The organism is Sorangium sp. So ce176 (assembly GCF_051519835.1).
Taxonomy (GTDB): domain Bacteria; phylum Myxococcota_A; class Polyangia; order Polyangiales; family Polyangiaceae; genus Sorangium; species Sorangium cellulosum_G.
Map to the genome: position 1 here is coordinate 9,166,638 of NZ_CP150371.1, position 19,571 is coordinate 9,186,208.

Below are 19,571 nucleotides of genomic sequence, written 5' to 3' on the forward strand. Positions count from 1 at the left end.
TCATGCGACTGTCAGTATCTTCGGCACATTGCGTCCTCGCCCTCGTCACCGGGCTCACGGGCATGCTCGGGTGCTCGGACGATCCTGGTCCCGGCAGCAGCGCGCCCGATGCGGGCGCGCCCAGCGATCCCGACGCGGGCGCGCCCGACGGCAGCCCGCCCTCCTCCGCGACGTTCGGCCCGCTCGGCGATCGGCCGGATCTGCCCGTCGACGGGCGGCTCACCATCGACGGCCTGCTCTCTGCCGTCGATGTCGTCCAGGACAGGGACGGTAGGCCCCATATCTATGCCGAAAACCTCGTGGACGCGATGCGCGTCGAAGGGTATCTGACGGCGCGCGACCGCGCGCTTCAGCTCGAGATATTGCGGCGCACCGCCGAGGGGAGGCTCGCAGAGCTCTTCGGCGACCTCGATCCCACCACCATCGATCAGGACATCGCTCTCCGCCATGTCGGGCTCGGTCGGATCGCCAGGGCCCAGTACGACGCGCTCCCCGAGGGGGAGCTCCGACAGATGCTCGACGCGTACGCGGACGGGGTGACCCAGGTGTTCAGGAAGATCCGCTCCGGGGACATCCTCCTCCCCGAAGGCGCGACGGGGATACCCGCCAAGGCGTTCACCGACTGGAGCGGCGTCGACTCGCTCGTGATCAGCCGCTTCCAGAGCTACCTCCTGTCGTTCGACGCCGAGCTGGACATCACCATGCAGCAGCTCTTCGACGCCGCCCGGACGACGTTCGCGTCGAGCAGCGCCGATCCGCTCGCGCAGAAGCGCGCCGGCTTCGAGCGGGACTTCCTGAGGTTCGCCCCCGCCGAGCCCGCGGTGACCAGCAGCGGCTACCCCGCCTCCCCGGCGCGGGAGAAGGCGCAGAAGGCGGAGGACAAGGCGGCGAAGAGAGCGCCTCGCGCGCGACGACCGGGCCGCGCCGCGCCGGGGCGCGCGAAGCTCATCTCGTCGCTGACCGGCTACCTGAGCGCGGTCCAGCGCGCCAGGAGCAAGGTCGCCCCGGAGGGCTTCGGCTCGAACAACTGGGCCATCCACGCGAGCCGGAGCGCGACGGGGCACGCGCTCGTGGCCAGCGATCCCCACCTGTCGCTGAGCGCGCCGGCCGTCTGGTATGCCGTCTCGATCCATGTCGCCGCGCCCGAGGGCAAGGACGCGAGCCGCGATGTTCACGTCGGGGGCGTCACCTTCCCCGGGATTCCGGGGATCATCCTGGGCCACAACGAGCACGTCGGGTGGGGAGCGACTGTCGCGATGTACGATGTCACCGATGTCTATGCCGAGAAGCTCACGCCCGACGGCAAGGCCGTGCTCTTCAAGGGCAATCCAGTGCCCCTCCAGACGGTCGAGGAGGTCATCGCGATCGCTGGCAGGGAGCCCTATACCTACCGTGTCCCGATCGTGCCCCATCACGGCCCGCTCCTGCCGACAATCGTCGACCATGCGGTGGTGGATCCGGACCCGGCCGTGGGGGCGCTCAGCGTCCGCTGGACGGGGCTGGAGCCGACGAAGGAGCTGGAGGCCATCTTCGGCCTGCTGCGCGCTCGCTCGGTCGATGATGCGCAGGAGTCGCTCTCGAAATTCAGCGTCGGCGCGCAGAACTGGGTGATGGGCGACGCCGCGGGCGACATCCTCTGGACGACGCACGCGGCGATCCCGACGCGGTCTCGTGAGGCGTTCGCCTGGGACGCGGCCACCTATACGGGCGTCCTCCCCTGCATGGTGCTCCCCGGCGACGGGACCGCGGAGTGGACCGGGACGCTCCCCGAGCACCTCATCCCCCGGGCGAAGAACCCGCCGGCGGGATACATCGCCACGGCGAACAACGACCCCATCGGGGACTCCCTGGACAACGATCCATCGAACGGCGCGCTCCCCGACGGCACCCCCATGTACCTGGGTTGCAGCTTCGACATCGGGTTTCGCGAGGGCCGCATCCAGGAGCGGATCGATGCCCACGAGGGACCTCTGTCGCCGGAGGATTGCGCGGCGATCCAGGGCGACATCAAGTCGGCGCTCGGCGCGAGGCTCGTGCCTCACCTCCTCCGCGCCATGGCCCGCGCCGGCGAGGAACGCGCGACGCCCGGCACGCACCCCGATCTGACCGCGATCGTCGCGGACGCCGCCTACGACCCGCAGCGCCTCACCGCCCTGCAGGCGCTCCTCGACGGCTGGGGCAAGGAGGCGGACTACAAGGCGGCCGCCGGCATCGATCTCGATACCGCCATGCCGCTCGCGGACGAGGGCGATGGCCCCGGCGCGATCGACGCCCGCGCCTCGGAGGCGACCCTGGTCTTCAACCTCTGGCTCGTCCGGGTGGTGCGCCGGGTGCTGGGCGACGAGCTCGGCCAGATGGGCTTCTCGTCGTTCTCCCGGGAGCTGTCGGCGAAGGCGCTCCTCCACCTGTTCTCCGCCGATCGGGAGCAGCTCGCCACCTTCGATCCGGCCGTGCAGGACAGCGCGCTGTGGGACGACATGGGCACGCCAGCCGTCGAGTCCAGGGACGAGCGCGTGCTGCGCGCCCTGATCGACGCCGTCGCCTGGCTCGATCGACAGAGCGGCTCCGGCGCTGCGGCGCCCCGCTGGGGCGCCTTTCACACGGTCACCTTCGACGCGCTCGTCCCCCTCTTCAGCAGCCACAGCATCCCTCCGCCGAGCGATCCCCTCTGGAGCGGCGGCTTTCCGCGCGGCGGCGACCAGTTCGCGGTGGACTCCTCGGATTACCGCCTCTCGTGGGCGCTCGACGAGTCACCGGATTTCCGGTACGTCCACGGCCCGTCGCAACGGCTCGTCGTGGAGCTCGACCCGGCGGGGCCGAAGGCGTGGAACGCCATCCCCGGAGGCAATGTCTGGGACGCCGAAAGCCCACATTTCCGCGATCAGGCGGAGCTCTGGCGAAAGAACCAGACGCACCTGGTGCCGTTCCTGCTCCCCGACGTGATCCAGGCGAAGGAGTCGCGCACGGTGGTCGAGGCGCCGTAGCCGGCGCGTCCTTCCGAGGCCCGCCCCGGGCCGGCATCTGTCACGTGACGACGGATCGCCCCCCTCAGGAGGTATGGACCCAACCCCGGCCCAACCGCCGAGCCCTGGGCCCGGAGAACTCGCGACGGTCGATCCATCGCCTCGAGCCGCCGTGGTTGCGTCGCTCGCCGGCCCCCTGAGCCGAGCCGTCGCCCTCGGGGACGCGGCGGCAGCCTGGGTCGTGCACGAGGCGATCGGTCAGCTGCTCGGGCTGCCGGTGGCACCGGAGCGGTGAGCAAGCTTGGGCCGAACGTCGAGCCCGCCGCTCGCGTCGACTCGCTGCCGGAGCCTTGCCGCTCGCCAGTGCCCGCAGGCTCTACTGGGCAAGCGTGGCGGCTATCGACCGTGGGCCGAGCTCTTGCGCCGCACATTGGCGCTCGATGTCCTCGAGTGCCCAGCTTGCAAGGGGCGGGTCACGGGCAGCTTCCGGCGTGTCCTGCGTCCCAGCCGAGCGAGGCTGTCGCTCCGACGACCAGCCAGGGGGCCCACCTGTAGCCATGGCGGAGCGACGAGCCCTCGATGAAGCCGAGCAGGGAGTCCGCCGCGAGCGCGGCGCTCACGACGTGGGCGCCGTGCGGCGTCGTCGCCTTCGAGACCACGTCCATCAGCGCGGCGCTCCAGGCGCTCGCGCTCTCCCTGCCCAGCGTGATCGCGAACGCGTGAGCCCTGGCGGCGAGCCCGCCATGGAACGAACTCGGCCACGAGGCAAGGATGGGCCCGAACTTCGGGACATGCGCGACCGCGGGCTCGCGGAGCTCGTCCCCATTGACATCACGCGTGTCGAGGACGGCAGTTGGCGCGACGTGTACGGAGCTCGGGCCGTGGCCTGCGACGTCCCGGCCGGCTGCGCGGCCTTGCCTCGCTAGCGCCTGACCGCTCCGGCGGCAGCCGTGGCCGCCAGCGTGTATAATCATGGTGTTCGCCGATGATCTCTTGATCAGGGCAGAATCCGCGCGAGGCATTCCTGCAAGTGGGGTACACATGGCCGTCGGGCAGCAGCAAGCGAGTCAGCAAAGCCTGTTCACCGATGATTTTTTCTACTTCATCCTGAGGCTTCGAAAATCACGTATCCAGTCCGTGGTGGCCCGCGTGCGGCGCATGTATCCAGACGAGTCGCCGGAGCAGCAGGCGCGCCGGCTGATCGCATCGACCAAGGCGATCTCTTTCGCCGCGGGCGGCGTCGTCCATGTGCCCTCCATCATCCCTGGGTTCGGCATCGTGTACGAAGGCGTGGGGTTCGTCGCCGGCACATCCATCCTTACCAGGATGCACCTTTACCTGGTTCTCGAGATAGCGCTGCTCTTCGGGAAGGACATCGACGAATCCGAGCGCGTCAAGGAGCTCGCGGCCGTGGTGGCGGCTTGTGCCGCCAGCGTCGCCGCGCCGGTGGCCGTCCTCGCGGTGAGCTTGAACCCGGCCTTCGCCGTGGCGACGGGGGCGCTCGCCGCGACGGCCGTCTCCCGGGCGATCGGGGAATCGGCGATCCGCCGCTACCAGCGCTCGACGGCGCCCGAGGCGGCTGTCCCCGCGCCCGCGAAGGGATAGCCGAGGAGGAGCTCGCCCGGGCGCGCGAGCTCGCGTACGCGCGGGAGCTCACCGAGAAGCGGACGCTCATCGAGCACCAGCGCGCCGCGATGCGGGCGCTGTCCATGCCCATCCTCGAGGTCTGGAGCCGGGTCCTCTGCGTCCCGGTGATCGGCTCCGTCGACGAGGAGCGGTGCGCGCACCTGATGATGGAGCGGCTCCTCGCCGCCGTGACGGCCAGGCGCGCGCGCGCCGTGGTCATCGACGTCACCGGGCTCGACCGGATGGAGGCGAGCGCGCTCGCGCTGTTCCTGCGCGTGGCGACGTCGGTGAGGCTGCTCGGCAGCGCCTGCGTCCTCGCCGGCATCGGCCTGGAGGTCGCCCGGGATCTCGTGCAGGAGGGCGTGCCGTGCGGCGACGTCGCGACGTGCCGCCGCCTGCACGACGCGCTGCGGGCGCTGCTCCCCGCCGCGCGCCGGTGATCCACAGCGGCCCGCGCGCCCGCGCGCGGCTCACTCGACGGCGGAGGGCATCGAGGAGATCACGTGAGGCCGCCCCGAGCTCTCACAGCGGCTCGATGCTCAGAAGATCGCCCGCCAGGTGATACACGCGGTAGTGGGCGCCGTGCGTCGTGAGCTCCCACGCTTTCTGCGAGACGACGAAGGCGACTCCGCCGATCACGTAGCGCCACTGGCTCGGCATGCCGCCGCGGCCGTCGACGTGCACCTTCTGGAGCGGCCCCTGGGCGACCAGCGCGGGGCTCTGGGCGTACGCCTTGCGCCTCGCGCTGACCTTCCAGAACGTCGACAGCGCGCCGATACCGAGCAACCCGCCCAGCACGACGCCGCCCCCGCCGAGCGCGTAGAGCCCGTTCATGTCGATGTCGGAGATCGGCTTCGCGTAATCGTCGTGGAGGTAGAGCGCACCTCCGACCCCCCCGGCGGCGACGAGCAACCCCAGCAGGAGCAAGAACACCCCACCGCCGATGCCGGAGCGCTTGCCGCGCTTGACCTGCGCCGGATGAACGCGCCCTCGCCGGTTCATGTCGAGCGCTTCGAGCGTGAAGCCGTGGGCCGCTCCGAGGTCTCGGAGGTACGCCTGCCGCGGGTCGGAGGGCGAGGCCATCATGCGAGCCTCGAGTGACCCAGGGCGACCAGGGCGTCGATGGGGGCTTCGAGCTCGGCGGGCTTCAGCGGCTGACCGCCGTAGGAGAGACAGAGCTCGCCGTTGTCGTAAGAGAGCCCGACCTGATTCATGGGCAGCTTGAGCAACGCCGCCTGCACCGCCGAGTTCATGAGCGCACGAGAGAGGGCGGGCGCGTCGCTCCTGAGCGAAATCATGCGATCGAAGCTCGGGTCGCCCGTCGGCACCAGGTGGTGCTGCGGGCCCCCCGCGCCGCGCGTGACCTGGAGCGAGAAGCGATACGGCGCCGGATACAACGAGCGCGCATAGAAGGCCGTGGAGGTGGTTCTGGTGTTGCCCACCATGCTCCAGGTGGAGATGACCCGGAGCGGCACGTTCTGCACGGCGCCGGTGAGGGACTTGACGCGGCGCTGTGACGTCATCGCGTTGCCCTCGTTCTGCTGATCGAAGGTCAGCCCGTACCTCGTCGCACAGTTCGGCCAGACCGCGTCCGTCGCGCGCGAGAGCTTGATCGCGCCCGCCACGATCGCGACCAGGACGAGGGCGCCCGCCCCGAGCCCCAACCACTGGAGAAGTTCGTACGTGCTCATCTCGTGTTCGCCATCTCAGCAGGAGACTACTCGCCTTTGGAGAGGCGCGACAACGGGCCGCTCTCGCACCGCGAATTTTCCGTTGACTGAATTTTACATCGGGACTGTTCCACCGGGGGGCGAATCGCCGCGATCCGTCGCTACCCGAGGGATTCTGGGAGGGCGTGACGACGGATCGCACCCCCTCGGGAGGCATCGGCCCGACCGGGGCCCAACCGCGGAGGCCTGCGCCTGGGGAGCTTGCCCTGACCGACCCGTCGCCTCGAGCGGCCGTGGTCGCCTCGCTCGCCACCGGCGCGCAGCAGGCGTGTGCCGGGGTGGCGGGCGCGAGGGCGTACGCGGCGATCTACCACGCGCCGCGATGGCGCCTGGCAACGCCATGGCGGACCTGCGGACGCCACAAGGAGCGGTGAGGACAAGGAGCGGCGAAGGGGCTCCTGCATGTAACAGTCAATCGCCAATCGTATTCGCGCCGCTCGCGAGGCGAAGCCGCTCACTCATCGCGAGCCCTCCGCGCCTGCGAGGGCGCCCGGCGTGGTCCCGAGGCCCAGGGGTGCCCCGAGCCCCGCTCCGAGCTTCAGCCGTTCGGGCCGCGGCGGCTCGACCGGCCGAGGCGACACGGGCGCGGCGCGATGTGCCGGCGGGGACGGCGGCGGCGGGCTCCCGTACTTCGCACGATACCGACGGCTACGGCATTGCAATTGCGAACGGATCCGCATATCGGTGCACTATTGGGAGTGCCATGTGCGCCTAGCGTCTGGCGTCGCGGAGGGTTAGGGCGGCCGCGGGGTGTCCAGGCGACCGTGGGCTCTCAAGGGATCAAGTCTTCTTGGGAAGGGACAAGAATCATGAACCACCGAGCTCGGGTTACCCTCTCCGCGCTGATTGCGGCTGTCTCGCTGGGCGTCGGAGGACCAGCCTCTGCCGACGTGACCATCTGGGGAAGCGTATCGCCTCAGAATCCAGCGGACCCATGGGACCTCGGACTGGACCGGCTCCGCGTGGGAACCGGCGCGGTCGAGGTGACCGATGGCGGGACGTTGATCAGCCCCGGCGCAACCCTGTGGGCGAGCTACGATCCCGGCCTCATCTTGATCGACGGGTATGGCTCGACCTGGATCAACAACGGATCCATCGAGATCGGCGACGATCTCGAGAGTCGGATCGTCATCCGGAACGGCGCCGAGGCGATCACAGATGATCTCGTGGTGGGCATCAGGGGCGATCGGTACCATGGCCGCGTGCTCGTCGAGGGGTACGACGCCACCCTGACGAGCAGGACGACGGCCTACATCGGCACGATGGGACATGGAACCTTAGAGCTCAGGCAAGGAGCGAGCTTCTTCTCACACGACGTCTACTTCGGTGGCATCTTCGGCCCCAGCTGCGGGACCTGCACGGGCGAAGCAATCATCACGGGCACCGCGACGAGGTGGGTGAGCACGGGAGAGTTCGTCCTGGGCCTGAGGAGCCGCGGCTTGCTGGACATCCGGAGCGGCCAGCTCTCCACCGTGAACGCGCGCATCGGCGGCGATGACCTCATGAGCAGCCGCGCGAGCGTGCGCGGTTGGGGCGGCACGTGGACCAACCAGGGCCTCCTTCAGGTGGGATCGAACCACGGATACGGCGCGCTCACCGTCGGCGCTTATGGGACCCTGATCACGGACGATGCCGAGATCCGCTCGGAGCTCGGAGGGGGCTTCGTCAAGGTGAACGACGTCTATGCGTCATGGCTGAACAGCGGCGATGTCTCGATCTTCGCCTCTCTGTCGCAGTCTCCGTCGCTCCTGATCGACAAGGGCGCCTCCGTGAGGATCGGCGGCCTCCTCCGGACAGCGCTGTTGTTCAACGGCTATCCCTATCTGGGGCCCTCCGTGCGACTCGCGAAGGGCGACCTCGTGGCAGGCGCGATCGAGGTCGATGCGGGCGACTTCGACTTCGCCGGCGGGCGCCTCGAGACCGGCAGCTTCGTGGGCGATCTCGCCAACACGCAGGCCGGCGAGCTCTCCGTCGGCGAGGTTCACCCTTCGACCGTCATCGCCGGCAGCTACAGCCAGGGGTCGGGCGCCGCCCTCAGCATCACGGTCGCAGCTTCGAGCTCCTCGCCGCTCCTCCATGTGGATGGGGAGGTCAATCTCGACGGGGCGCTGGAGGTCCTGCCGGCCGCCGGGTCCGCGTCGTTCCAGGCAGGGGACACCATCGTTCTGCTCAGCTGGAGCGGTGACCTCACGGGGACGTTCGCTGCCGTGAATATCGCCTTGCCGCTCGCCCCAGGGCTCGCCTGGGACACTTCCGCGCTGTACACGACCGGCGAGATCACCGTCGTGACCGCAACCTGAGCGCCACTGGCTTTCCTGACCACGAACGATCCTGGCTCGAATGAACCTGATGGTTCAGCTCGAGTCGTGCCGCGCGCTTCATCCTCCGGGTCGGCGATCCCGCCGATGCAGTACGCAGACAGCGAGCGACCAGGACTGACGCGTATGCGGTGAAGTTTCCCCGTGTAGCGGTGCAGAGCAGGTACGTGGATCTCTGTCGCCCCGATCTCCGCCAATGTACAGGTTCCGCGCCGCATCCAGCTCGTCGACGCCGCAGACGGGCCCGAACCAGTAATCGCTCTGTGGCCAGCTCACGATCGTGACGTCGCTCGGCTCGAATCCCGCCTCGAACACGGTGATCGCCTGCTGGGCCCTCGGATCCGCGTGCTCGGCGGCGTGCGGCTCCCCCGTCTCCGCCCACGACTCTGGCCCGAGCACGTGCTCCACGCCCGCGATCGCGAGGAGCTGAAGCCCGGTCGAACGCGGACCACCCGCCCGTTGGGTAGCGCGATCTCGATCGGCTCCGGCGCGCTCGCGTACGACAAGCCGTTGTGCGCTGCGCTCGATGGCTTCACCTTGCACGCAGCGACGCGCGCCGGTGCGCACCATGCCGCGGCGAGGGAAGCGCTGCTGCGCTACGTGCTGCGACCCCCGATCGCAAAGGAGCGCGTCGAGCCGCAGCAGGACGGCCTGGTGCGGCTCTCGCTCGAGCGCGCCTTCGCTGACGGGACTGTCGCGGTGGACATGGATCCGCTCTCGCTCCTGTGCCGCCTCTTGTAATATAGCGCCTCGCCCTCCTCGAACAGCATGCCCAACGCGCACGCGCAACGAGGTTAAACCACCCGGTTCGATGCCCGGCACAGGCGCGCCGGCGACCGCGCCGAGGGAGCGTGGCTGGACGACGAAGGACGTTCCGGAAGCAGCATGTCCGAAGCGGAGGATAGCCGACCCGGCGGTCGTCCGTGAGGGCGCAGCACCGGCGCAGAACCGCCGCCGCTCGCCGCCTTATTCCCGCCGCCGCGTCGCCCGCGGTGAAGGGCTCGCGGTATCACCGTCCCACCGTACCGCCACGCTGCACGCGCTGGTTGACATAGAGAACCTTGCGCGAACCGCGTCCCTCTGGAAAGTGGCACTGTATCAGCGACTTATCCATGCATCGAGAAGGCTCGGCGTGGCGACCCGCCCGGGTTGCTATGAGCCAACGAAGATGCACGCCGAGCACCTTGAAGGTGCGCCGGCGCGAGCAGGAGCATGTGCAGCGCGGGCGCGTGGATAGCTCTTCGTCGCGGGCGCTCACTCGCCCGGGAAGAGCTCCTCGGCCGTCATGTACTTCGCCCCGAGCGCGCGCGCGAACTCCCTGTCGCTTTCCATGTCGCCGACCATGACCAGGTGCTCGCGCGCGAGCTTATGGCGCTGGATCAGCGATATCCCGAGCCCCGGCAGGGGCTTGCGGCAGAAGCAGCCGACCGGAAACGCCGGGTGCGGGCAGTACACGGCCTCGGCCACGGGCAGGCCGAGGAGCTCGATCGTCCGCGAGAACGCGGCCACGACAGCCTCTTCGGTCACCGATCCTTTCGAGATGCCGCTCTGGTTTGACACGAAGAAGAGCGTGTATCCGTCGTTGACCCAGCGCTCCAGGACCGCGCGCCGACCGGGCAGGAGCTCGACGTCGTCGGGGTCGCGCGGGTAGATCTCGCCGCTCTTCGTCTTTCGCAGCGTGCCGTCGACGTCGAGGAGCAGGCCCTTGCCCGTGAAGAGCGGATCAACGCGCCGGGCGAACGGGATCTCCTCGACCACCGAGAACCCCTCATCCACGTGCGGCGCCTCGAAATTCGCGGCCCACCGCGAGAGCGCCTGCGGCGGCGGCAGGTTGGGATCCTCTTTGCCGAGCGCTTTCATGTCCTCCGGCCCGAGCAGCTTGCCGTGGCGCTCGAGGACGCGCAGGACGACGTTCGCGTAGGCCTCGTTGATGGGCGTGGCCAGGTACCGGCACCGGACCGGCACGCCGTGCGCGTGCGCGATCCGGAGCACCGCATAGCGCGACGCGCGCGTCCCGTACGTGTTGTCGAGGACCACCCGCGTTTGTCCCGAAGAGAGCAGCTCTCCGAGCTTCTTGACCACGCCATCGAGCGTGCCGCCGAGCTCATCGCGGTTCAGGCGCGCGTACCCTTTGGCCGTGTAGCGGGCGACCTCCGACGATTTCCCTGCCCCTTGAATTCCCATGACCACGACCACCTCGGGCGCATCGCCGGGGCCTTGTCCGGGCTCGAGCTTGCGCAGGCCGACGGGGACCACGGGGGGCGCGACCGAGGCCAGCACATCGGCCGTTGGCGCAAAGCTGGTCTTCGAGAGGTCGGCTCGATCGCGCGCGCCAAAGGGGACCCGGAGCGCGCGCAAGCAGGACTCGACGCTCTCCCGCTTGGTCGCCCCGAACAGCGGAAGGACTGGGGGGCCGAGATCGAGCAGGGCCGCGAGGGCCGCCTCCTGGGGCGTGACGCTGTGCCGCGCGGCGATGGGCTTGATCGCGCGGTTCTTGAGGAGGCTATCGACCTTGGCGTGACCGCCGAGCGGCCGGTGGGCGAGGAACGGGATGCCCATTTGCTTGGCGAGCTCGCAGAGGCCTCGGGCGGCGCTGCCGCGATCGAGGACGCTCAGCTCCTCCTGGATGGCCCGCACCGGAAAGTGCCGCTCGGCCTGGCGGACCTCTGCGATGGAGGTGTTGCTGAGGCCGAGGTGCTCGACAAGGCCCTCTTTCTGGAGCTCGGCGAGGGCGGCGAGGCTCTCTTCGAGGGGGGTCTTGGGGTCGGTCACGTGGAGGAGGAGCATGAAAATCCGCGGGACGCCGAGCGCCTTCAGGCTGCCCTCGACAGTGCGGCGCAGGTGGTCGTGGCTGCCGTTTGGGACCCATCGCCCTTTGGGTCGGGTGAGGCCCGCCTTGGTGATGACGCGCACGTCGTCGCGCGGGCCGGACCACGCGTCGAGCGCCTTGCGCACGAGGCGCTCTCCATAGTGGACCTCGCGGTCGGTGAGGCAGTAGGAGTCGGCGGTGTCGAGGAGGCGTATGCCTTGATCGAGGGCAACGTGGATGACGGCGGTCGCGTCCTCTTCTGAGGGGCGCCCCTCCGTGGTCAGCCGGAGCAGGCCGAGGCCGAGGGGAACGTCGAGGGGGCCTAGGACACCGTAGGGCGAGGGGGCGGGAGTCACGGAAACACTGACGTAGCCAGGTCCGCGGCTCGATGCAAGCGCCAGGGCCATTTTCGATGGGACCGAGAGGACCCGAGGATCGCCGCGCGCGGGCGATACCCCCGCCCGGGACAAGCACGCACAACACCCCGACGGCGCGTGAGGCTGTCGGTGTGGAAGCCTGGACCAGGGTAGAACAGGCCGTCCCGGCAGAGGACGGGATACGCGCGGCGCGGTCCAACGGCGGTATCCTACACGAGCTGATCGCGGTGGCGGTTCTCTCGAACATGGCCCCGCGACCCGGCGGCCTCCGTGCCAGCATGCAGGAGCCGTTTCGCCGCTCCTTCTCACCGCTCCTTGTGGCGTCCGTACTTCCGCCACGGCGTCGCCAGGCATCATCGCGTCGAGAGGTTGATCGCCCGCGCACGCCCTCGCGCTTGCCTCCCCGGCACAGGCCTGCTGGTTGCCGACAGCAATTGGCGAGGCCGAAGCTTGCTCACCCCTCTGGTGCGACCGGCAGCCCGAGCAGCCGACCGAGCGCCTCGTGAACGACCCGGGCCCCCACCTCGTCCCCGAGGGCGACGGCGCGGCTCAGGGTGCTGGCGAGCGAGGCGACTACCGCAGCTCGACGTGACGGCTCGATCACGGCGAGCTCCACAGGCCCGGGGCTTGGCCCTTGGGCCCGGTTGGGCTCATGCCTCGCGAGGGGGTGCGATCCGTCGTCACGCCCTCCCCGGATCCCCGGGGATGTGACGGGTCGCGACGGTTCGCACCCGCGGAAGAGTCCCGCCAGAGAAACCGGTCGATAATGGGCGGTCGTGGGAAGCAGTAGCAATTCCCATGGGTTCCGCCTGTTTCGCCGCCGAGGGCGGCTCCGGTGTGGCCCAACGCGGGGCCCAACGCGGCGCCTGTAGCCGTCGCGTCGCCCCGTGCGGCTGGCCGGCATGGTCATCGACCGCGCCGGGTGCTTGGCCGTGCAGCGCGCGGGACGGCGAGCCTGCCTCCAGTCCCGCGGACGTGGGAGCGCCTCCACCTGAAGGGCCGCCCTTGCCGTTCAGCTAGGGGATCGCCTCGTCCAGAGGCGCGAAGTCCCCCAAGCCGATCTCAGCGACCTTGCGCGCCGCGCGCTTGTCGTGGTGGATCTGACGGCTCGACTTATGCACGGTCCGATCGGAGATCTACGTCTCCGTGCGGCCGTTCGCGAGCTTGATTGTAATGAAAGTCGCACGGGTGTCATGCAAGCGGATGTTGAGCCTCGAATGAGTGGCCTCGAAGAGCTCAGGCCGATCGATTCCGGCGCGACGCAGGTGATTTCGAAAGTTCTGCGCCCCCTTGCACCCCGGCAGTGGGCCGTTCGGCCCAATGAAGACGCGCTGCTTCGGTGGAGATATAGCAGAATAGGCTCGAAGCGCGCGCACGACATCGGGGTAGAGCGCACAGGCCCGCGGGTCATCCGTCGTATTCTCGTCGAGCACCACGGCGCCGCGCTCGAGATCGAGATCGGACGGTTCTAGCCTTCCAGCCTCGTCTGCCCGCATTCCCTCGCGGAACAGGAAGCCATAATAGATCCGATAGGACAGTGGATTCACCTGGCGCTGGGCAACCTCAGTACTCACACCGCCGCATCGCTCATCAAGGCCTTCGGGACCGAGCGGGGCCACGCGCTCGCCTCGCGTTTCGCGTTTCACCACACGCCCAAGCACGCGAGCTGGCTCAACGCCGCGGAGATCGAAGCCAGCCTCGTGTCCAGGGAATGCCTCGATCGCAACCGCATCCCAACCCTCGCGGAGCTCCGGGGTCGCGTCCGGCAGTGGGCTGCAGCTGCGGATCGAGCTCGCCGCAACATCAACTGGAAGTTCACCGTCGGCGACGCCGAGCGAATCTTCGGGTCCGACTGGTTCAACAGAATCGTGTCAGAGCACTAGCCCCAAAACGACAAGAACGACGCCGTGCACTTCGTCGCCGCCAGGCCAGGGCGCCGCTCCAGCCGAGAACAACGCCGAACTTCAACTTCATCGTCTTCATGCTCGCAGGTCGCTTGTGCTCTTCGAGCGCTGCGACATCCGCGCGGGACGGCGGCTCGAGCTCCGGCCTCGACAGCTCACATCAGCGAGCGGCCAAGCTCTGGCGAAGCCCCACCTCGACACCCTGCACATTAAGCTCGACGTCGCGAAGGCCAAGCTCCACGAGATCGCCGAGACGACCGACGATAAGTGGGACGAGGTGAAGCAGGGCGCCGACCACGTCTGAAGCGACGTCGAGGGGCGCGTACGACGCCTCAAGAAGCCCAGGAAGGAGGGCTGACCATGTCGTGGTTCACAGCATGGCTCGGTTACGGCCTCGGCCGGGGAGCGGCCAAGGCCATCTTCGGCGAAGACAAACCGGAGGCAGCGCGCCCGCCGATCCGCGAGCAGACCGAGGCGGAGATCCGCGCCGACGAGGTGCGTTACGACGAGGAAGCGCAGCGGCTCGACACGGAGGACAAGGCGGCGAAGAGACGCGGCTCCGGCTGAGGACGAGCGCCCGCTCGACCAGGCGCGACCCGCATAGGTCGGATCTGAGCGACACCGGCCGGAACCGCATTACGCTTCGTGTCATGGAGCTGCACCACACCACGATCCACGGGCACGACATCGCCTTCCGCCGGGAAGGCCGGGGCCCGCTCATGGTGCTCATCCATGGCATGGTCGGGAGCTCGGCGACGTGGCGGCACGTGATCCCCGCGCTCGCCCGGCGGTTCACCGTCGTCGCGCCGGATTTGCTGGGCCACGGCGCCTCCGCCAAGCCGCGGACCGACTACTCGCTCGGCGCGTATGCGAGCAGCATCCGCGACCTCATGGCGGCTCTCGGACACGACCGCGGCACGCTCGTCGGGCACTCATTCGGCGGCGGCGTCGCCATGCAGACGGTCTACCAGTTCCCCGAGTGCTGCGAGCGGCTCGTCCTCGTCGGCAGCGGCGGCCTCGGGATCGAGGTGAACGCGCTCCTGCGGGCGCTGAGCCTGCCTGGGGCCGAGCTGGCGCTGCCGATTGGCTGCTGGCCGCTCTCCCGCGCGCTCGTCCGCTTCGCTCTCCACCCGGAGCGCTTCCTCGCGCGCGCCGCCGTGCGCTTACTGGAGCGGCGCGGCCGGCGACCCGGCCCGGTGCTCGTCGAGTTCGTCAACGCCTATTCATCGCTCGCGGACGCGGACGCCCGGCGCGCGTTCGTCCAGACCCTGCGCTCGGTGATCGACCGCGCCGGCCAGCGCGTGAGCGCGCACGACCGGCTGTACCTGACGGCGGAGGTGCCGACGCTGATCGTGTGGGGGACCAACGACCCGGTGATTCCCGTCGCCCACGCCCGCGACGCGCACGCATCGATGCCGGGCAGCCGTCTCGATCTTTTCGACGCCGTCGGGCACTACCCGCATTGCGAGGATCCGGAGAAATTCGTGCGCGTGCTCGAGGGGTTCGTGGACACGACGGAGCCGGCGCGGGTCTCCGCGCAGCGGTGGCGCGAGCTCCTCACGCGCGGGCGCGCGGCGTGACGTCGACGCGCCTTCGCTGGCCATGTCGGGGCGCGATCACACGACGCGCGACACTGACAGTATATCCGTACCCGTTCCGCGAAACGAGGTCCTCGGCCGCGCCCGTACGCGATCGACGGGCGCGCCGAGGCAACAACGCCCCTCGCTGCACCCCCGGGTCGCCGAGGTTGAAGTTCCGCGTCACGCACGCGACGAGCTGTCGGTCCGTCGGATGATCGACCGTCTCGAGCCCGCGATCCTCTCCTCGGCTCGACACGGGCGCTGTCGCGGTCGTGCGATCGGCTGGAGAAGCACGCCGCCGAGGTGGATCGGCAGAGAGCCGGCTCCGTCGCGCGGCTGCACGAGAGGGAGCTACGGGAGGAGGACGCGGAGGGGCGGTTCCGGATGCAGAAGAGGAGCCCATGGAGCCCCGAGGTGGGAGGCATCGATGCGTCGGCTGCACATCTTGAAGCTGGCGGGATGGAAGCGGCGGTTTTCACGCGCCGGCGCTTGGTCGAAGGACGTGCTCGTCTGCCTGGATCGCACGAGGGTCCTCGGCCTCGCCGCCGAGACGGCGTTCTGGCTATTTCTCTCGCTCGTGCCGCTCGCCGCTGTCGCGGGTCTCCTTGCCGGGCGCTTCTCGACGAACAACTGGAGCGCAGTCGTGCAGCTGTTGAGCCCGCTCCCGGCAGCGGCCCGCCAGCTCGTCAGCGCCGAGCTGATCAACCTCGCCACTTGGAACGAGGGTTCGGTGGGCGTCGGGAGCACAGCGGTCTTCATCTGGCTCGCCTCGAGCGGCGTGCACTCGATCTTCGACTCCCTCGAGATCGGGACCGGGATCGCGCGTCCCTGGTGGAAGAAGCGCCTGCTCGCCATCGGCATGTGCATCGCCCTGCCGGTCGCGGTTGCTCTCCTCGCGTCCCTGGGCCCCGCGCTCCAAGGCGCGATGGGTGGGCTCGGGCGGTGGATCCCGCCGCCGCGGGCGACCGAAGCCCCGACCCTGGCGAGCCGCCTTCTCCGCTTCTGCGTCAGCGCGGGAATCGTCCTCGCGTCCGTCTGTGCCCTGTACCGGGTCGGCATCCCGCCCCGGGCCCGGCGTGGCGTGCCGATCCTCCCCGGTGCGCTGCTCGCCGTCGCGCTCGAGATCCTGTTCGGCTTCGCCTATGCGTTCTACATCGCCAAAGCGGGAGATGGCGGCGCCTACCTGGCGGGGCTCGCGGTGATCGGCGTGACCATGATCGGCCTGTACTTGTTCACGGCAGCGCTCCTCGTGGGGGCGGTGGTGAACCGGAAGCTTGCGCGCGGCGTCGAGACCTGCCCCGGGGCGGCAGCCAGGAGCAGGATGGACGATTGAGCGTCGATCTCGCCACCTCGATCACCTCCGAGCCTCGCCCTCCGTGCGCCTCCCCTTCATCTCTGCCACGTAGATCCGCAGCGTCGAGATCGCCAGCGCCATCACCAGCGGCCCGAGCAAGAGCCCGATCAGCCCGAACGTCTCCACCCCACCGAACAGCGCGCCGAACGTGAAGAGCGCTGGCATGCTCGAGCCCCGGCCCACGAGCCGCGGGCGGATCACGTAGTCGGAGACGCCCCCCACCACCAGCGCCCCCCACGCGAGCTCGACGATCCCCATGGCGATGTGGTGCGTGAGGATCAGGTACACGCCCGCCGGCACCCAGACGAGCAGCGTGCCGACCGCGGGGACCAGCGAGGCCACCGCCGTCGCGGCGCCGAAGAACGCCGCCTCGGGCACCCCCGTGATGAGGTAACCGATCGTCGCGAGAAACCCCTGCGCGATTCCGGTGAGCACGGTGCCGAGGAGCGTCGTCCGGCCGACGACCCGGAACTCGTCGAGCAACGCGCGGGTGTGGCGTGGGTGCAGCGGGAGCACGTCTTCCGCGCGGCGCGCGAGCGAGGTCCAGTGCCGAAGGACGAAGTAGGTGGTCATCGACACGAAGAAGAAGCCGAGCAGCGCGCTGAAGCTGGCCGAGGCGACGAACGCCGCGATGCCGGCGGCGCGGGCGGCGAGCTCGGCCGCGGCGTCGCGCAGCCGGGCGGGAAGATCGTCGGCGCGGAGCCCGAGCGGTTCGAGGCGCCGGGTCCACTCGACGACGCGCTCCCGGGCCGGGGCCCCGGGGGAGAGCGCGGCGATGAGCGCCCCCGCCAGCACCACGCCCCGGCCTACGAGCAGCGATGAGATCCCGGCCAGCACCGCGACGATCACGATCGACGACAGCCCGACCGCGATCGCCGCCGCCACCGCGGGTCGACGCCCGCGCGCCCGCATCCGCTCGTAGAACGGCTGCATCGTGAAGGCGTTGAGCGTGCCGAGGAGGATGCCGATCCCCACCGGGTGGGTGATCCACACCATGGCCGCGACCGCGGCGATCGCCAGCACCGCGAGCGCCCTTCGCTCCCGCGCGGGCTCCGGAGAGGCCGCCGGCAGGACCGCGGTGGGAGGCGGCGCCGGCGCGCGCATTTCCGAGGACGGGGGCGGCGCCGAAGCGTCGGGCGGGAGGGGGTCGGCCATCACGTAGGCCTCCGCGGTTCGAGGCGAGGTCCGATCTCCGCGCAGGTGGAGAATGCCGCGATCTCCTGCCCGGTGTTGGGGCTACTTGCCCCGGTGTTGGGGCTACTTGCGCTGGAGGACTGGCGCTTGGGTCTCCGGGCGGGCCGCAGCGTCATGATCGCCGGAGGGGGTATTTAGTCGTCCGGCCGATCTCAGTGGCCGTCCTCGGGAAGCGTTTGCTGCAGCTTGCCCAGTGGCGTCGGGGGCGCAGGAGGCGAGGGCTCTCATCCGCTCTGCTCCCCTGTGTGGAGCCGGCGGGTCGGGGGGCGTGTTTCTGCTTGGGGTCGCTCTCGCTCTCCTCCTCGGACATGCGGCACCTCCGCGCGCTCGACGTGGTGATCGTCGTCGTGGTTCGTGCCTCGTCAAGACGCCCGAGGCCCTCCGCTGCACGCGGTGAAGCTCAGGTTCGAGCGTCGCGCACGACAGCTGTCGGACGAGCTCGCCACCCTGCCCGTTACCACGAGCATCGAGGACGTCGTGCGGACGATGCGCGAGCACGGCTGCCGGCGTGTCCCCTCGTCGACGACGATAACGGACACGCACACCGAGCAAGGAAGGCGCATCGCAGTCTTCCCGCGCATGCAACGGTCGCCGCGGCAGGGCCGGTCGGCGAAGTGAATGCCCGGCTCAGCGATCCGCCGAGCGCAGCGACGGGAGGTGTCGTCATGAATACCCGTTCAAAGCCGTACTCCTGGCATCTACCCACCCTCGAAGGAGCGCTGGATCCGCCGCGGACAATGGCACCATCGCGGTGTTACATTGTTTATCGCTGGCCGGACCCGCGTCGAACCCTACCGGCTAGCCTCTGCCCGCCGGCCTCTCTTCGCGATCCATCAGGGAGAGCCGGGTGCATAACGAAAGGTGCATGCCCGGTTCGGAAGGGGGCGCCCGGAGACCTACCGGCGAGAGCCGGCAAGGCGCCGGGCGCCCACCTTACGCGACCAGGAGGTCCTGACCGCACTCATCGCAATGGAACCGTAGAAATCCATGCGCGAAGACTCGGCAGCGCAGGTAACCGCGAAACGCCTGCACTACGTACCGAGGTAGCGACCGCTCGTAGGTTTCGCGCGCGTGCGCGAGGAACGATTGGAGATTCTCTCGACCAGCCCATGAAGGACCGTCTCGTCGGGGCGATGGGGCGCGTACCCCGCCGGAAACTTCGCCCACGGCGCAAGATGCACCGCACCCGGTCCAGCAGAAGCAACGGAGGCGCCGCTTGAAGCCAACATGGCTCCGCAACCCGGCGGCATCCGTGCCAACATGCAGGAGCCCCTTCGCCGCTCCTTTTCTCACCGCTCCCTGTGGCGTCCGCAGTTCCGCCAAGGCGTCGCCAGGCATCATCGCGGCGAGAGGTCGATCGCCGCGTACGCCCTCGCGCTTGCCTCCCCGGCACAGGCCTGCTGCTTGCCGATAGCACTTTGCCGGAGGTCTCCGGGGCGCTTCGGCGCGCAACCACTGCGCGCGGGCGATCTCAGCAGAGCCCGCGGGTGCTGGCGAGCGGCAAGGCTCCGGCAGCGAGTCCACGCGAGCGGCGAGCTCGACGTTCGGCCCAAGCTTGCTCACCGCTCCGGTGCCACCGGCAGCCCGAACAGGCGGCCGATCGCCTCGTGAACGACCCGGGCCGCCACCTCATCCCCGAGGGCGACGGCGCGGCTCAGGGTGCTGGCGAGCGAGGCGATCACGGCCGCCCGAGGCGACGGAGCGATCACAGCGAGC

Annotated in this window: 18 protein-coding genes; 11 read left to right on the top strand and 7 right to left on the bottom strand. The window is 69.6% G+C overall.

Going from position 1 to position 19,571, the window contains the following annotated elements:
- Positions 1–2 precede the first annotated feature (2 nt).
- Positions 3–2,984 (top strand): penicillin acylase family protein, encoded by a 2,982-nt coding sequence (locus tag WMF42_RS34680; RefSeq protein ID WP_437687269.1) that lies wholly within the window; start codon positions 3–5, stop codon positions 2,982–2,984.
- A 452-nt stretch (positions 2,985–3,436) separates the two neighbouring features.
- Here WMF42_RS34680 and WMF42_RS34685 read toward each other — a convergent pair whose 3' ends face one another.
- Positions 3,437–4,006, bottom strand: coding sequence for a DUF2127 domain-containing protein (locus tag WMF42_RS34685; RefSeq protein WP_437687271.1), 570 nt, complete (start codon positions 4,004–4,006; stop codon positions 3,437–3,439).
- On the opposite strand from WMF42_RS34685, the gene WMF42_RS34690 reads away from it, so the two are divergent.
- Positions 4,005–4,568, top strand: coding sequence for a hypothetical protein (locus WMF42_RS34690; protein WP_061605726.1), 564 nt, complete (start codon positions 4,005–4,007; stop codon positions 4,566–4,568). The genes WMF42_RS34685 and WMF42_RS34690 overlap by 2 nt on opposite strands.
- 104 nt (positions 4,569–4,672) lie before the next feature.
- Positions 4,673–5,029 (top strand): STAS domain-containing protein, encoded by a 357-nt coding sequence (locus WMF42_RS34695; RefSeq protein ID WP_437687273.1) that lies wholly within the window; start codon positions 4,673–4,675, stop codon positions 5,027–5,029.
- A gap of 82 nt (positions 5,030–5,111) precedes the next feature.
- Here the strand turns inward: WMF42_RS34695 and WMF42_RS34700 are convergent, their stop codons facing one another.
- The gene (locus WMF42_RS34700; RefSeq protein ID WP_155797994.1) at positions 5,112–5,675 is read right to left on the bottom strand and encodes a hypothetical protein; all 564 of its coding nucleotides are present in this window, start codon (positions 5,673–5,675) and stop codon (positions 5,112–5,114) included.
- Positions 5,672–6,280: a hypothetical protein gene (locus WMF42_RS34705; RefSeq protein WP_437687275.1), complete on the bottom strand. Its 609-nt coding sequence runs from the start codon at positions 6,278–6,280 to the stop codon at positions 5,672–5,674. The genes WMF42_RS34700 and WMF42_RS34705 overlap by 4 nt, the downstream gene beginning before the upstream one ends.
- An 848-nt stretch (positions 6,281–7,128) precedes the next feature.
- On the opposite strand from WMF42_RS34705, the gene WMF42_RS34710 reads away from it, so the two are divergent.
- Entirely contained in the window at positions 7,129–8,619 is a 1,491-nt protein-coding gene (locus WMF42_RS34710) for a hypothetical protein (protein WP_437687276.1), read from the top strand.
- 477 nt (positions 8,620–9,096) lie between these two features.
- Positions 9,097–9,378 carry a transposase gene (locus WMF42_RS34715; protein ID WP_061610446.1) on the top strand — a complete coding sequence of 94 codons (282 nt, stop codon included), beginning with the start codon at positions 9,097–9,099 and terminating at the stop codon, positions 9,376–9,378.
- 513 nt (positions 9,379–9,891) lie between these two features.
- Here WMF42_RS34715 and WMF42_RS34720 read toward each other — a convergent pair.
- On the bottom strand, positions 9,892–11,802 hold the full coding sequence (locus WMF42_RS34720; protein ID WP_437687278.1) for an aldo/keto reductase: 1,911 nt from the start codon (positions 11,800–11,802) through the stop codon (positions 9,892–9,894).
- Positions 11,803–12,244: 442 nt separating this feature from the next.
- Between WMF42_RS34720 and WMF42_RS34725 the strand changes: the two genes are divergently transcribed.
- Entirely contained in the window at positions 12,245–12,415 is a 171-nt protein-coding gene (locus WMF42_RS34725; protein WP_199693900.1) for a hypothetical protein, read from the top strand.
- Positions 12,416–12,959: 544 nt separating this feature from the next.
- Here the strand turns inward: WMF42_RS34725 and WMF42_RS34730 are convergent.
- Complete coding sequence (locus WMF42_RS34730) at positions 12,960–13,442, bottom strand: tyrosine-type recombinase/integrase (protein ID WP_437687281.1); 483 nt, start codon at positions 13,440–13,442, stop codon at positions 12,960–12,962.
- Here WMF42_RS34730 and WMF42_RS34735 point away from each other — a divergent pair.
- The 5 genes from WMF42_RS34735 to WMF42_RS34755 all read left to right on the top strand — a co-directional run bounded on the left by WMF42_RS34735 (position 13,377) and on the right by WMF42_RS34755 (position 16,640).
- Positions 13,377–13,706: a transposase gene (locus WMF42_RS34735; RefSeq protein ID WP_437694379.1), complete on the top strand. Its 330-nt coding sequence runs from the start codon at positions 13,377–13,379 to the stop codon at positions 13,704–13,706. The two genes, WMF42_RS34730 and WMF42_RS34735, sit on opposite strands and share 66 nt — an antisense overlap.
- Before the next feature lie 115 nt (positions 13,707–13,821).
- Positions 13,822–14,031 carry a hypothetical protein gene (locus WMF42_RS34740; RefSeq protein ID WP_437687283.1) on the top strand — a complete coding sequence of 70 codons (210 nt, stop codon included), beginning with the start codon at positions 13,822–13,824 and terminating at the stop codon, positions 14,029–14,031.
- A gap of 56 nt (positions 14,032–14,087) precedes the next feature.
- On the top strand, positions 14,088–14,294 hold the full coding sequence (locus WMF42_RS34745) for a hypothetical protein (RefSeq protein WP_437687285.1): 207 nt from the start codon (positions 14,088–14,090) through the stop codon (positions 14,292–14,294).
- Between the two features lie 83 nt (positions 14,295–14,377).
- Positions 14,378–15,307: an alpha/beta fold hydrolase gene (locus WMF42_RS34750; RefSeq protein ID WP_437687287.1), complete on the top strand. Its 930-nt coding sequence runs from the start codon at positions 14,378–14,380 to the stop codon at positions 15,305–15,307.
- A gap of 427 nt (positions 15,308–15,734) precedes the next feature.
- Positions 15,735–16,640 (top strand): YihY/virulence factor BrkB family protein, encoded by a 906-nt coding sequence (locus WMF42_RS34755; RefSeq protein WP_437687289.1) that lies wholly within the window; start codon positions 15,735–15,737, stop codon positions 16,638–16,640.
- A 21-nt stretch (positions 16,641–16,661) separates the two neighbouring features.
- Here WMF42_RS34755 and WMF42_RS34760 read toward each other — a convergent pair whose 3' ends face one another.
- Positions 16,662–17,816 carry an AI-2E family transporter gene (locus WMF42_RS34760; protein ID WP_437687291.1) on the bottom strand — a complete coding sequence of 385 codons (1,155 nt, stop codon included), beginning with the start codon at positions 17,814–17,816 and terminating at the stop codon, positions 16,662–16,664.
- 1,598 nt (positions 17,817–19,414) lie between these two features.
- A complete protein-coding gene (locus WMF42_RS34765; protein WP_437687293.1) occupies positions 19,415–19,564 on the bottom strand; it encodes a hypothetical protein in 150 nt (49 codons plus the stop codon).
- Between the last annotated feature and the right edge of the window lie 7 nt (positions 19,565–19,571).